Raw genomic sequence first — 14,424 nt, forward strand, 5'->3', positions numbered from 1 at the left:
CCATTTAAGTGCGTTGGCACCAAGGAGGCAGCATGCGCAAGGAACGTCTGATTGTCCCTACCCTGGCGATAATCGCCGTGGTATGGATGGCAGCGCAACTTCTCTCAAGCGTGCTCTTTGAGCGCAGCCTGCGTCAGGCGCTAGAAGATCTGGAAGCGCGGGGCGAATGGCGTGTCAACAGAACTGAGAGCCACCAGGGTTGGCTAAGTTCCCAAGGGCGGCTGATACTTTCACCGCTATTGGGTCGCCCCTGGCGGCTTGAACTGACCTATAGCGCTCGCCACGGCATTTTAAGCACGGATGTAGAAGGCACGGTATTACCTCGCTTGGATATCGTGTTGCAGCAAGCAGTGGGGGAGGTTACCGCCCCTTCGGTGCCTCGTTGGCAGGGGCGTTATCACACCCTTAGCGGCCGCAGTGAACTACGCCTTGCCCTGGCACCTTTTGTCATTCAACAAAATGGTCGCGAGTTAGCCGTCCGTGGTGGTCGGCTGCGCCTCGAAGGCGTCTTTGGTGATTGGCGCCTGCGTGGGTTATTAGATCAGCTAACACTGACCGATGGCTTGGCACAGCTTGCATTAGGCCCCACGGTGCTTGAAAGCCGCTACACCTATACCGATGGTGCCTACCACTTTGCCCAGCGCGATCATCTGCATATTGAGACACTGACGCTTAGCTATCCCTCCTATGACATCCAACTGGCGCCACTCGATTTAAATAGCTATATGGTGCTGGACGAAAGCGAACTACGCATTACAGGCGATTTAGAAGTGGGGGAGGTGATGGTTCCCTCAGAAGCGCCCGAAACGCCGTTGCTTAATGGACGAATAAAGATGGAGCTTTCGCGCATCAATGCCGATGCGGTTCGCCACGCCATTCGTCGTTTACGCCAGGAAGCCGCCTGGGGGGATGCCAGCCTGCCTATGGCTGAAGGGTTGCTGGCCCGCCTTGAGCCCGATTTTCGTAACATGCTCAGTGACTCGCCGCGCCTAGATGTGACCACGGTGGCGATCGACAGCCCACTGCTCGGCATTCGACTCGATGCGGATGGCGCGCTATTTTTTGATGCCCGTGAGTTGGATGAACTTAGCGTGGTGAATCTCGACGAAGAGGACGAGCAGGCGAAATGGCTGGAGCGTATTGATGGCGACTTCACCTGGTATGATGCGCCCACCGTTGCCGCGCTATGGTTAGGTTTGCCGCTCGGCACTCGTGAACTGCAGTTTGATGTAGTGCGCGGTGTCTGGCGTGTTAATGGTCGCCCCATGCCCGAGCTATGGCCTTAAGTTTGGTACAAAAAGTCTTGGCTTTATCCACTCAGCTCCATGACGCTGCACCGGTCGCTAGTTACCGCTACCTCCCAAAAACAGGCCATAAGGGTTGAAGTTTTGGCGCACTGCCCGCATTCCATGAACAACGCAAGGCGGTTCTCACCGCCGGTATCGGTTCATTGGAGGACGCATGAGCGACCAGGATTACGAACGCGATCACGAACACCTTGATTGGCAAGTTGACGATGAAGCGTCAGCATCAACTACCGATGACGCAGGGAATACCGACCAGCAGGGCGGCGAAGAGTACCGCTCCGACGGCGAACGGGTAAATTCCCTAGTGCCCGCCAGCGACATGCTGCCTGAGCGCATTTATCTTCTTCCTATTCATAATCGTCCTTTTTTCCCCGCCCAGGTTCAGCCTCTGGTGGTTAACCGTGAGCGCTGGGAAGAGACCATGCGCCGCGTGGGTAATACACCGCATCACACCTTGGGCGTGGCGTTCGTGGGTGAGCAGGGCGTTACCTCTCTTGATCACGAAGGTTTTCCTGAGATTGGTACAGCGGTGAAGGTGCATAAACTCAAGGGCGAAGACGATCAGATCCAGTTTATCGCTCAGGGCTTGCAGCGCTTTAAAATTACCCGCTGGCTCTCCAAAGAGCCGCCTTATCTAGTGGAAGTTACCTACCCGAAAGAGCCGGTTGATGCGGAGAACGAAGAGACCCGCGCCTATGCCATGGCGATCATCAACGGCATTAAAGAGCTGCTGCCGATCAACCCGCTGTACGGTGAAGAGCTCAAGCACTACCTCAACCGCTTTAGCCCGCACCAGCCGGGGCCGCTGACCGATTTTGCCGCCGCCATCACCTCCGCCAAAGGCCCTGAGCTGCAGGATGTGCTGGCCACGCTGTCGGTGGAAGAGCGGATGCAGAAAGTCCTGCCGTTGCTGCGTAAAGAGATTGATGTAGCGCTATTGCAGGGCGAGATCAGCGAGCAGGTCAACGCGCAAATGCAGGATCGCCAGCGCGAGTTCTTCCTGCGCGAACAGCTCAAGGTGATCCAGCGTGAGCTAGGCATTTCCAAAGACGATCGCGAAAACGATGTCGATACCTTTCGAGCGCGGCTGGAAGCACTGGTCGTGCCCGAGCGCGTGCAAGTACGTATTGATGATGAGCTGAATAAGCTTAGCGTGCTGGAAACCGGCTCACCGGAATATGGCACCACACGTAATTATCTCGACTGGCTAACGTCGTTGCCCTGGGGCGTGACCAGCCAGGATCAGCTCGATCTACCCCATGCGCGGCAAGTACTTGATCGCGATCACGACGGTCTGAAAGACGTTAAAGAACGCATTATTGAGTTTCTGGCCGAAGGTACTTTTAAGGGCGATGTCGGTGGTTCGATCGTCCTGCTGGTAGGCCCGCCAGGGGTGGGTAAAACCTCTATAGGCCGCTCAATTGCCGAAGCCTTAGGCCGTCAGTTTTACCGCTTTTCGGTTGGCGGTATGCGCGACGAGGCGGAAATTAAAGGCCATCGGCGCACCTATGTCGGTGCGATGCCCGGCAAGCTGGTGCAGGCGTTTAAAGAGGTCGAAGTCGAGAACCCGGTCATCATGCTCGACGAGATCGACAAGTTGGGGCAGTCTTTTCAGGGCGACCCCGCTTCAGCGCTGCTGGAAGTGCTTGATCCCGAGCAGAACGTCGATTTCCTTGATCACTATCTTGATGTGCGCATGGATCTCTCCAAGGTGCTGTTTATATGCACCGCTAATACGCTGGATTCGATTCCTGGGCCACTGCTTGATCGCATGGAGCAGATCCGCCTCTCTGGCTATATCGCCGAAGAGAAACTGGCGATTGCTAAGAATCACCTGTGGCTGAAGCTGCTTAAACGCGACAACCTGACGAAAAAGCGTATCAGTTTATCCGATGCGGCCTTAAAGCAAGTGATTGAAGGCTATGCCCGTGAAGCCGGTGTTCGCCAGCTTGAAAAGCAGCTGCATCGTATTGTGCGTAAATCGGCCGTCAAGCTGCTCGAAGAGGAGTCCGAAACGGTCAAAATATCGGTGAAGAATCTTGAAGAGTTCTTAGGCGCACCGATCTTCCGCAAGGAAAAAGTGCTCACAGGTGAAGGGGTAGTGACCGGCCTGGCGTGGACCTCCATGGGCGGGGCAACGCTGCCTATCGAAGCGGGCAAGGTACACTCGCTGGATCGTGGCTTTAAGCTGACCGGCAAGCTGGGTGAGGTGATGCAGGAGTCGGCCAACATCGCTTACAGCTATACCCTGGGCCACCTGCAGGAGTATGGTGCCGATGCCGACTTCTTTGACTCGGCATTTGTGCACTTACACGTGCCCGAAGGAGCCACACCGAAAGATGGGCCTTCGGCCGGTGTCACCATGACCACTGCGCTGCTGTCACTAGCCAAGCACCATGCTATTGATCGGCCCCTGGCGATGACCGGCGAGCTAACCTTGACCGGCCAAGTACTGCCGGTTGGCGGTATTCGCGAGAAGGTGATTGCCGCGCGGCGCAGTGATATTTTCGAATTGATCCTGCCCGAGGCCAATAAACGTGATTACGAAGAGTTGCCGGACTATCTGAAAGAGGGCATGACGGTGCACTTTGCCAAACGTTATCGCGATGTAGCCGATGTGGTGTTTGGCCGTTAATTAACGCCTCGACACGCTGTCTGTGATCCATGCAGGTGAGTTAAAATAACCGTTAAGAGCGCCGTACTTAAGTACGGCGCTTTTTTTACATTTCTTCACTTTGTTTAAGCCCAACAATAGCGATAATAGCGGCTGATTTAATAAAATTAAGAACATCTAATTTTCGGAGCATTAATGCGCAACAACCAGCCTGTGTCCCAACGTGAATACGTCCTGAGCGAAGAAACGGTGCTCATTTCCCGTTCCGATCTAAAAGGGAATGTCACCTACGCGAACCCTACGTTTGTTGAGGTCAGTGGCTATAGCCGTGAAGAGTTAATCGGCGCTCCGCATAATCTCCTTCGTCACCCCGATATGCCAGAAGCGGCTTATGCGGATTTCTGGAAAACGATTCAAGCCGGAGAAACCTGGCAAGGCGTGGTCAAAAACCGCCGCAAAAATGGCGATTACTATTGGGTACATGCCACCGTGGCGCCATTGCGGGATGGAGAGCGAATCGCAGGCTATACCTCCGTTCGCCGCAAAGCCCCCGCCAATGCAGTGGCCAGGGCGGAAAAGGTTTACGCTGAAATTCGTGAAAAGGGCAAGTCCCGCCACTATAAGCTCGCCCAGGGCGCGCTACGTCGCAAAGGTTTAACCGGCATACTGACCCGGTTCCAGCTCACCAGCCTGAAAGCCAAGCTCACCAGCATGGTGGTGGCTTCGTTACTGCTTATAAGCCTTGCAGGAGGCATGGGGGTTTACGCCCTGGTGATGTCCGGTGAGCGACTGGAAACACTCAACCGCTCTGGGTTGGGTGAAGTGGCCACCTTACAGCACATCGAACGCTATATTGGGCAAACGGTCGAGACGCTGGAGCCGGTCGTACGTAATCCACGCCAAGTGGATCTTGACGCCATTAACGCTGAAATTGGCGAATATACCCGCTCGTTGAATACGCTATGGCTTGATTACAATATCGATGACGTGGCTGAGATTGAAGCAAACCAAGCATTCGATAGTGCGCTGACCATATGGGACGCCGGTGTGGAAAACACCCTGGTCGCTATTCAAGAAGGTAATGGGTTTGCGGCCTTTGAAGCTTTTAACGACATAGTGGTGCCGACGACGGAATCGCTGCGTGAGCTAAACAGCACCTTGGTCGAGCAAGTGCGCGCCGATGCTGAAACGTTGGTCTCTCAGGCGCAAAGCGGACGCCAACAGATGCTGGTAGCCCAGCTGACATTACTGGCCATTGGTTTTCTGGTCATGATTGGCCTGAGCGCGATGATACTGAAATCCGTGTTGCGCAGTTTATCGGGCGCGCGCTATATCACTTTTCAAATCGCCGCCGGCAATCTGGCTGCTCGAGGGCATCATCAAACCAACGATGAGTTGGGCGAGTTACTTTATTCGTTGGATACCATGCGTTTTAGCTTATCGAGCATTGTGGGTGATGTGGAAAGTCGCGTCTCGGTCGTCACCCCGGCAATCCAACAGATCGCCGCTGAAAATGAAGAGCTCTCGTCGCGTACGGAGCAACAGGCATCGTCACTGCAGCAAACCGCTTCGAGTATGGAAGAGATGACCTCGACGGTTCAGCAGAATACCGAGAATGCCCGTCAGGCAACCGAACTGGCGGTACAGAACGCTGCCAGCACCAAAGATACCGGCCAGCAAATGCAGCAACTGGTGGAGCGCATGCAGCGTATTGCCCAGAGCGCTGAAAAAATGACCGAAATGATTAGCGTCATCGATGGCATTGCCTTCCAAACCAATATTCTGGCACTCAATGCCTCGGTTGAGGCCGCTCGTGCCGGTGAGCATGGCCGCGGCTTTGCCGTAGTCGCCAGCGAAGTACGTAATCTGGCTGGGCGGAGCGCGGATGCCGCCCAGGAAATCCGCAAGATGATTGACAGCACGACGCAAGAAGTAAGCGGGGGCCGCAGTGCCGTCGAGCAGGCGGAACGTGCGATAGAAGAGGTGTCTCAGCAGGTTAGTAGGGTCAGTGAACTGATGGCCGCGATCAGTACCGCTTCCACCGAACAGAGCAGTGGGATCGGCCAAATAAACACGGCGATTGCTGAAATGGACCATGTGACTCAGCAGAATGCCTCTAAAGTTCAGACGATTGCGGCATCAGCCGACAATCTCTCCCTTGAGGCTCATGAGCTTGCCAACGTGGTGGACGCATTCCGTTTGGAAGGTGCCCAGGATGAGAACATCAACGAGGCGCGGGCGAAGTTGCAGCGTGCAACCCATGCCTTAAATAAAGCAACCCGCGGTTTGCCAGCTCCTTCCCAGCGACGTCCCCAATCCCTTTCAACACATCCCCATGCCGATCAGTGGGAAGCGTTCTAGTAGGCGGTATAAAAAATGCTGGGTCGCTGATTTTTATCATTTCATTTAATGCCATGCCACCCTAAGCGGTGGCATGGTGTCTAATTGAAAAGCTTTAGCGCTAGGGAGCTACTCAGGCTAAAGATGGCGCTTTTCTCTCTACTTCGAGCCTCTACATTTAGCCTCTGTATCTAATCGCTGCATCTAGTCTCTGCGTGGCGCTCATGCCACAATCGAAGGCCGTTGATTATTCAGACATCCTTGCCCGCGGCCTTTCATGTTGTGGGCGAATAAAAATAGAGCGTTGTCTTTAAGCTTTTATCCAAGAAAGCTTTTGAGATAGTTATTAAAAGATAGATATTAAGAGAGTAGAGGACGCCATGCCAGAGTATCGCTCACGTACCACCACCGCTGGTCGTAATATGGCCGGTGCCCGCGCCCTGTGGCGCGCCACCGGTATGCAGGACGGTGATTTTCAAAAGCCGATTATTGCCGTCGCCAACTCCTTCACCCAGTTTGTGCCGGGCCATGTTCACCTAAAGGACATGGGCCAGCTAGTGGCGAAGGAAATTGAGAAAGCGGGTGGCGTAGCGAAAGAGTTCAATACCATTGCGGTGGATGACGGCATCGCCATGGGACACGACGGTATGCTCTACTCGTTGCCTAGCCGTGACCTGATTGCCGACAGCGTCGAGTACATGTGCAACGCTCACTGTGCTGATGCGCTGGTATGTATCTCCAACTGCGACAAAATTACCCCCGGGATGCTGATGGCCGCGCTGCGCCTGAATATTCCGGTGATATTCGTCTCTGGTGGCCCCATGGAAGCGGGCAAAACCAAGCTGCTGAATCATGGCCTTGATCTGGTCGACGCTATGGTAATGGCCGCCGATGACAGCGTTGACGATGAAACCCTCGCCGAAGTTGAGCGTAGCGCTTGCCCCACCTGCGGCAGCTGTTCAGGCATGTTCACCGCCAACTCGATGAACTGTTTAACGGAGGCGCTGGGCTTGGCGCTGCCGGGTAACGGCACCGTGCTGGCAACCCACTCAGATCGTCGTCGCCTGTTTGAAACTGCCGGTCATCGTATTGTCGAGCTGGCCAAACGCTATTACGAAGGCGATGAAGCGCACCTACTACCCCGTGCCATTGCTTCCAAGGCGGCGTTTAAAAATGCCATGACCCTGGATATCGCCATGGGCGGTTCCACCAATACCATCCTGCACTTCCTGGCTGCTGCCCAGGAAGCCGAGGTGGACTTCACCATGGCGGATATCGACCGCCTTTCTCGTGAAGTGCCCCAGCTCTGCAAAGTAGCGCCCAACACCCAGAAATATCACATCGAAGATGTCCACCGTGCGGGCGGTATCATGGCGATCCTCGGCGAGCTGGATCGTGCACACGTACTGGATACCTCGGTGCCTACCGTGTATGGCGACAGCCTCAAGGCCGCGCTGGATGAGTGGGACATCATGCGTTCGCCCAGCGCCGAGGTGGTTGAGTTCTTTAAAGCGGGGCCGGGCGGTATTCCCACCCAGACCGCCTTTTCCCAAAGTGCCCGCTGGCCGAGCCTGGACGGCGACCGCGCTACCGGCTGTATCCGCGACCTGGAGCACGCCTTCTCCGAGCAGGGTGGCTTGGCCGTGCTGTATGGCAATATCGCGCTGGATGGCTGCGTGGTGAAAACCGCCGGGGTCGACGAATCGATTCTGGTATTCGAAGGCCCCGCCCATGTGGTCGAGTCTCAGGATCAGGCGGTTGCCGATGTATTGGCGGATAAGGTGAAAGCGAGCGATGTCGTCGTAATCCGCTACGAGGGACCTAAAGGTGGCCCGGGCATGCAGGAGATGCTTTATCCCACTTCGTATCTTAAGTCTAAAGGGTTAGGCAAAGCCTGCGCACTGCTCACCGATGGTCGCTTCTCAGGCGGCACCTCTGGGCTTTCGATTGGTCATGTGTCGCCGGAAGCCGCAGCTGGGGGCGCCATTGGCTTAATCGAGCAGGGCGATATCATCCGTATTGATATTCCTAACCGGACGATCAACGTCAACCTGAGCGATGCGGAGCTGGCGGCTCGCCGCGAGGCGATGGAAGCAAAAGGCACTACGGCCTGGAAACCTGCCGAACAACGTCCTCGTAAGATAACGCCGGCGTTGAAAGCCTATGCACTGCTGGCGACCTCTGCCGATAAAGGGGCCGTTCGAGATCTCAGCAAACTTGACTGATACACCTAGCTGAAACGCGAAGTTGAAACACACAATCAGCCCGAGTAAGGAATCAAATGAAGGCGATTATAAACGTTGGATTAGTCGGCTATGGATTCGCTAGCCAAACCTTCCATGCACCGCTTATTCAGGCCACGGAGGGCCTGGATTTGGTGGCGGTATCCTCAAGCGATGCTGCTAAGGTGCAGGCTTCACTTCCTAGCGTAGAGGTGGAGGCCCAGGCGTTGGCGCTTTGCAAGCGCAGCGATATTGATCTGATTGTTATTCCGACACCCAACGACACACATTTTTCCCTTGCCAAGGCGGCGCTGTCGGCGGGCAAGCACGTGGTGGTCGATAAACCGTTCACGGTCACGCTGTCGGAAGGAAAGTTGCTCAGAAAGTTGGCGGATGAAAAAGAGTGTCTTTTGTCGGTATTTCACAATCGCCGTTGGGATAGCGATTTCTTAACAGTAAAAGCGTTGCTTGAAGCGGAGACGCTAGGGCGTACGGTGAATTTTGAATCACATTTTGACCGCTTTCGCCCTGAAGTACGTGATCGCTGGCGCGAGAAAGCGACCCCCGGTGGTGGCATCTGGTACGACTTGGGCCCGCACCTGCTGGACCAAGCCTGCGAATTGTTTGGCATGCCTCAGGCCATTCTGCTTGAGTTGGGCACCTTGCGTGATGGCGCCAAGGCCGACGATGACTTCCTGGCCTTGCTCGATTATGAGGATTTCCGCGTTATGCTAGCCGCGGGCACGCTGGTCGCCGACCCCACTCCGCGCTTTCGGGTTCATGGCACCCAAGGTAGCTTCGTTAAATATGGCCTGGATCCTCAGGAGGACCGCTTAAAAGCAGGTGAAGTGCCTACCCCGCAGTGGGGCATCGATAGCCAGCCTGGCATCCTAACGCTGCGTGAAGGGGAGGGTGAAAACGCACCGCTCACTCGGAGCGAGTACCCAACGCTGCCGGGCGACTACCTGGCTTATTACCAGGGCATCGCCGCCGCTATCCGCGATAAAGCGCCGCTACCGGTAAGTGTCGACGACGCCCTGCGTTCGATGGCTCTGCTGGAAGCGGGGTTGGACAGCCATCGCCAGCGGCGCTGGATTACATTGAAAAATCATCATTAAATATGTAAGAGGTAACGATTGAGAGCTAGAGCTGCCTCAAAGCAAATCCGTCGCACTATTGCGCTTCTCTTCACGCAGCCTGTCTCGCGCAATGTAAAGCGCGGCAATCGCACGGGCTTCGTGAAAATCCTCGCGCAATAGCAGTGAAGGGAGCTCCTCAATGGCGTGGGTTTCCACAATCAATGGCTCGGGCTCATCCCCTGGCAATCGCTTGGGATAAAGATCCGTGGCAAGCAGCACCTGCATGCGGTGGCGCATATAGTTCGGCGCCAGGGAAAGCTCAACCAGCGGCTCGATGCGGTGCGCACCCACGCCACACTCCTCCATCAGCTCGCGATTGGCCGCCGTGATGATATCTTCACCGGGGTCGACCAGCCCTTTTGGCAAGGTGAGCACATAATCTTCAAACCCGGCGGCGTATTCGCGAATCAGCAGCACATGCTCCGGGTCAGGCATTGCTACCATCATCACCGCGCCTCGGTCCGCGCCGGTTAAACGTTCAAATTGGCGCTCTTCGCCATTGGAAAAACGCAGATCCAGTGACTCAATCTGGAATAAACGGCTTTGGGTAATCTGCTTGCGAGCAAGAATCTGTGGCTTTTGCTGGTAACCCGAGTGGTTAACGCTGCCATCTTCAGGGTGATTAAAGGTTGGGCGAGTAGGGGGGGACGTAGACATAAACATGTGCCTCCATGGCTGGTAAAAGGCGGTTAAGCTACAATAGCACGCTTACTCCTAACGTGACTGGAGCGGCAATGATTGATTGGCGCGAGATAGACACTGTCCTCCTTGATATGGATGGCACGCTGCTGGATTTACACTTCGACAGCCATTTTTGGCTTGAGCATTTACCGCGGCGCTACCGCGAATTGCACCAACTGGATGAAGCCTCTCAGGAAGCGCTGCGCGCGCGTATTATCGGCGAGCAGGGCACTTTAAACTGGTACAGCCTAGCGTACTGGAGCCGCGAGCTGGGCGTGGATATTGTCGCCCTGAAACGAGAAATCCAACACCTGATAGGCCTGCGTAGTGACGCACTGGATTTTCTAAAATGGCTTAAGCTAGCACATCCACGGGTGGTACTTGCCACCAACGCTGATCGCGCCAGTCTTGCCCTGAAACTGCCCCTCACCGGCCTGGAAAGCTACTTGGACGCCATCGTCTCTTCCGAAGACGTGGGCGCCGCCAAAGAGGAGCAGGCGTTCTGGTTTGCGTTGCAGGAAATCGAACCTTTTGACCCGGCACGCACGCTGTTTATTGATGACAATGCCCGCGTGCTTGAAAGCGCTCGTGAGTTTGGTATCAAGTATTTGCTGGGCATTAAACAACCTGACAGCCAGCGGCCCGAAAAAGAGCTACAGGAATTTATAGCCCTTGATCGGTTCGCTCATCTGTTACCCGAACAACTGCCGGAACAGCAGTCAGAAACGCAAGGAGTGCCTAAATGAGCGAGAGCGTACGCTTAGATAAATGGCTCTGGGCAGCACGTTTCTTTAAGACCCGCGCACTGGCTAAAAAAGCCATTGAAGGTGGCAAGGTTCACTACGACGGCGGCCGCGCTAAAACCAGCAAACAGGTGGAAATCGGTGCGCTTATCCGTGTGCCACAGGGCTGGGAGATATTAGAGGTAGAGGTGGTATCGCTTTCGGATCAACGACGCGGTGCGCCAGAAGCGCGCACACTCTATGCAGAAACCGACGAAAGTGTGCAGCGTCGTGCCAAGGAAGCTGAAGCAAGGCGCCTCACTAACGAGGCGATGCAGCATCCGCTCAAACGCCCTGATAAAAAGCAGCGCCGCGATATTCAGCGTTTCCAACGCAATCAGGGTGAGTAGCCCTCGCGGCTATTTACTCAGTGCAGCAGTATCAATAGCCCAGTTAACAATTAGTCGCAGCTAAACACCCGCCGTCCTTTATAGTAGGTTGCCAAATTATGTCCGATCAAATTCAACGCTTTATGTTCGATCACACCAATGTCCGCGGCGAGATCGTCACCCTGGCGGCCGCCTATCACGAAGTGTTGGATCGCCACGCCTACCCACCTGCGGTCAATGAGCTGTTGGGCGAGCTATTAGCTGCCGTGGCGCTGCTCACCGATACTGTTAAGCTGGATGGCACGCTAAGCATCGAAGTGCGCGGCCGCGGCGTTCTGTCATTACTGATGGCCGAATCTAACCCCGGTGGTGAATTGCGGGCGATTGCCCGCATCGCGGAAGACGCCGACCTGCCTAGCGAGCATGCCTCTTTCCGTGAGCTGGTCGGTGAGGGCCAAATCGTCATCACCCTCGACCCCCGTGAAGGTCATCGCTACCAAGGCATTGTCGCGCTGGATCAGGAGACGCTAGGTGGCTGCCTGGAAGCCTACTTTACGCAATCCGAGCAGTTGCCAACCCGCCTATGGTTAGCGGCTGATGAGAAGCGCGCAGGTGGGTTGCTGCTCCAACGCCTCCCTGAAGAGTCACAAAACCAGGATGTCGATGCCTGGGACCGTAGCGTGCAGTTAGCCGATACGATTAAAACAGAAGAGCTGCTCGGCCTTGAACAGCGCGAAGTGCTGCACCGCCTTTACCATGAAGAAACCGTGCGCGTTTTTGAACCCAAAGCCCTGCGCTTTGGCTGTACCTGCTCCCGCGAACGAATGAGCCATGCACTGCACACGCTAGGCAAGGAAGAACTGCGAGATATTCTTCACGAACAGGGCGCTATCGACACCCAATGCCACTTTTGCCATACGAAATATCACTACACGGCGGCGGATATTGAAACTTTGTTAGATGACCCTGAAGCCCCATCGCCTACGATTCACTAAGTATGTAGTCGCGGCTGGGCAGTCGGGCGTGTTTTAGTGCCGCTAGGCGGACCAGTAGAACCAATGAATTTGGCCGCTGTTGCAAACGATCGTTTTAATTTTTACTGCGCTGCAACACAAAATGTAGTGCTTTTGTAGTAGTTTAACTACAAGATATTTGATCTTCGCCCCCGTTTCCTGGGGGCTTTCTTTTTGCCATAATGCGCCGGACTTCAGCGTGCCCAGCCGATTTAGCAGGCTGGGATGACATTTAAGGCGTCGGTGACGCCCGGTAACGAGATATAACGGCCTCAAGGCCCAGGAATCGACATGACCACGACTCAAGCTCCCCAAGCCCACGTCAATCTCAGCAGCGCCGAACTTATCGAGCGCGCCGTGGCACGTGGCGAAGGCCGCCTCTCGGCTAACGGTGCCCTGGTAGTTAATACCGGCCTGCGTACCGGCCGTTCACCGAAAGACCGCTTTATTGTTGATGAGCCCTCTACGCGTAGCCAAATTGATTGGGGCAGCGTCAACCGTCCCTTTGATGCTGAGAAATTCAACGCCTTGTGGGATCGGGTCGATGAATACCTGAACAGCCAAGATCACTTTGTCTCTGAGCTTCATGTGGGTAGTGATTCTACCCATTATCTGCCGGTTCGTGTCACCACCGAAACCGCTTGGCAAAACCTGTTTGGCCGTACCATGTTTGTGCGCCCTTTGGCCTACAATCAAGCTGCTAAAGACGAGTGGGCCATTCTTAACGTGGCGGGCTTTGAATGTGATCCCTCTCGCGATGGCACCAACTCTGATGGTTGCGTGATCATCAACTTCGCCGAGAAAAAAGTGCTTATCGCGGGCATGCGCTATGCCGGTGAAATGAAAAAAGCCATGTTCTCCGTGCAGAACTTCCTGCTACCCGCCGCCGACGTGCTGCCGATGCACTGCTCCGCGAACGTGGGTGAAGATGGCGAAACCTGCCTCTTCTTCGGTCTCTCGGGCACCGGTAAAACTACGCTTTCTGCTGACCAGGCACGCTTCTTGATTGGTGATGATGAACACGCTTGGGGCGACGGCATCGTCTTCAACATGGAAGGCGGCTGCTACGCCAAGTGTATCGATCTTTCCGAGAAGAACGAGCCGGTCATCTGGAACGCTATCAAGTTCGGCACCGTGCTGGAAAACGTGGTGTTGGATGATCGTCGCGAGCCCGACTACGCCGACGATAGCCTGACCCAGAACTCCCGCGCCGCTTACCCGCTGGAGCATGTTGAAAAGCGCGTAGCGGAAAATCTGGCGGGCGAGCCGAATGCGATTGTATTTCTGACTTGCGATATGTCCGGCGTACTGCCCCCGGTGTCGATTCTTTCCAAAGAAGCCGCGGCGTATCATTTCCTGTCTGGCTATACTGCTAAAGTGGGCTCCACTGAAATGGGTTCTTCTGAAGGCCTGGCCGCCACGTTCTCTACCTGCTTTGGTGCACCGTTCTTCCCGCGTCCTGCACGTGAGTACGCTGACCTGCTGATCAAGCGCGTCGATAAGCAGGATGCTCAGGTTTACTTGGTCAACACCGGCTGGACCGGCGGAGCTTACGGCGAAGGTGGTTCGCGCTTCTCTATCCCGACCACCCGCGCCATCATTAGCGCGATTCAGTCGGGTGTACTGCGCGATATCGACACCAAGCATATCGATGGGCTCAATCTACAAGTGCCTGTTGCCGTGCCGGGCGTTGATTCCAGCCTGCTCGACCCGCGTGAAACCTGGCAGGACCGCGATGCCTACGACCGTCACCTTAAAGAGCTGGCGACCAAATTCGTCGATAACTTCAAGAAGTTTGAAGGCGTTAATGAAGCGATCATCCAAGCGGGCCCCCAGTTAACCTAATGGTAAGCGGCTGGTAGATGATTGAGCCGGTGCGTTTGCTCGGTAAAGAGGCAAGTAGAAAAGCAATCGGCGGGTGTAATTAATCGACGGTTAGAACGGCTAAGTGCTTAGAAGTGATCGCCATTAGAAACGATTGACGCCAAAATGGGACA

General features: G+C 55.2%; 10 protein-coding genes. 9 read left to right on the plus strand and 1 reads right to left on the minus strand.

Annotation, left to right across the window (positions count from 1 at the left end):
- The first annotated feature begins 32 nt into the window (after positions 1–32).
- The 5 genes from HUO07_RS05865 to HUO07_RS05885 all read left to right on the plus strand — a co-directional run bounded on the left by HUO07_RS05865 (position 33) and on the right by HUO07_RS05885 (position 9,601).
- The gene (locus tag HUO07_RS05865; protein WP_176302776.1) at positions 33–1,286 is read left to right on the plus strand and encodes a DUF945 family protein; all 1,254 of its coding nucleotides are present in this window, start codon (positions 33–35) and stop codon (positions 1,284–1,286) included.
- A gap of 175 nt (positions 1,287–1,461) precedes the next feature.
- Complete coding sequence (gene lon / locus HUO07_RS05870) at positions 1,462–3,942, plus strand: endopeptidase La (protein WP_176302777.1); 2,481 nt, start codon at positions 1,462–1,464, stop codon at positions 3,940–3,942.
- Positions 3,943–4,116: 174 nt separating this feature from the next.
- The gene (locus HUO07_RS05875; protein WP_176302778.1) at positions 4,117–6,282 is read left to right on the plus strand and encodes a methyl-accepting chemotaxis protein; all 2,166 of its coding nucleotides are present in this window, start codon (positions 4,117–4,119) and stop codon (positions 6,280–6,282) included.
- A gap of 359 nt (positions 6,283–6,641) precedes the next feature.
- Positions 6,642–8,486 carry a dihydroxy-acid dehydratase gene (ilvD, locus tag HUO07_RS05880; RefSeq protein WP_176302779.1) on the plus strand — a complete coding sequence of 615 codons (1,845 nt, stop codon included), beginning with the start codon at positions 6,642–6,644 and terminating at the stop codon, positions 8,484–8,486.
- Between the two features lie 56 nt (positions 8,487–8,542).
- The gene (locus tag HUO07_RS05885; protein WP_176302780.1) at positions 8,543–9,601 is read left to right on the plus strand and encodes an oxidoreductase; all 1,059 of its coding nucleotides are present in this window, start codon (positions 8,543–8,545) and stop codon (positions 9,599–9,601) included.
- A gap of 36 nt (positions 9,602–9,637) precedes the next feature.
- Here HUO07_RS05885 and nudE read toward each other — a convergent pair whose 3' ends face one another.
- Positions 9,638–10,279: an ADP compounds hydrolase NudE gene (gene nudE, locus HUO07_RS05890; protein ID WP_217908789.1), complete on the minus strand. Its 642-nt coding sequence runs from the start codon at positions 10,277–10,279 to the stop codon at positions 9,638–9,640.
- A gap of 77 nt (positions 10,280–10,356) precedes the next feature.
- On the opposite strand from nudE, the gene yrfG reads away from it, so the two are divergent.
- The 4 genes from yrfG to HUO07_RS05910 all read left to right on the plus strand — a co-directional run bounded on the left by yrfG (position 10,357) and on the right by HUO07_RS05910 (position 14,272).
- A complete protein-coding gene (gene yrfG / locus HUO07_RS05895) occupies positions 10,357–11,049 on the plus strand; it encodes a GMP/IMP nucleotidase (RefSeq protein WP_176302781.1) in 693 nt (230 codons plus the stop codon).
- Complete coding sequence (gene hslR / locus HUO07_RS05900) at positions 11,046–11,435, plus strand: ribosome-associated heat shock protein Hsp15 (protein WP_176302782.1); 390 nt, start codon at positions 11,046–11,048, stop codon at positions 11,433–11,435. Before yrfG ends, hslR begins: the two co-directional genes overlap by 4 nt.
- Before the next feature lie 98 nt (positions 11,436–11,533).
- The gene (hslO, locus tag HUO07_RS05905; protein WP_176302783.1) at positions 11,534–12,409 is read left to right on the plus strand and encodes an Hsp33 family molecular chaperone HslO; all 876 of its coding nucleotides are present in this window, start codon (positions 11,534–11,536) and stop codon (positions 12,407–12,409) included.
- 309 nt (positions 12,410–12,718) lie between these two features.
- Positions 12,719–14,272 carry a phosphoenolpyruvate carboxykinase gene (locus HUO07_RS05910; protein ID WP_101145325.1) on the plus strand — a complete coding sequence of 518 codons (1,554 nt, stop codon included), beginning with the start codon at positions 12,719–12,721 and terminating at the stop codon, positions 14,270–14,272.
- Positions 14,273–14,424 lie beyond the last annotated feature (152 nt).

The organism is Vreelandella maris, from assembly GCF_013371085.1.
GTDB classification, from domain to species: Bacteria; Pseudomonadota; Gammaproteobacteria; order Pseudomonadales; family Halomonadaceae; genus Vreelandella; species Vreelandella maris.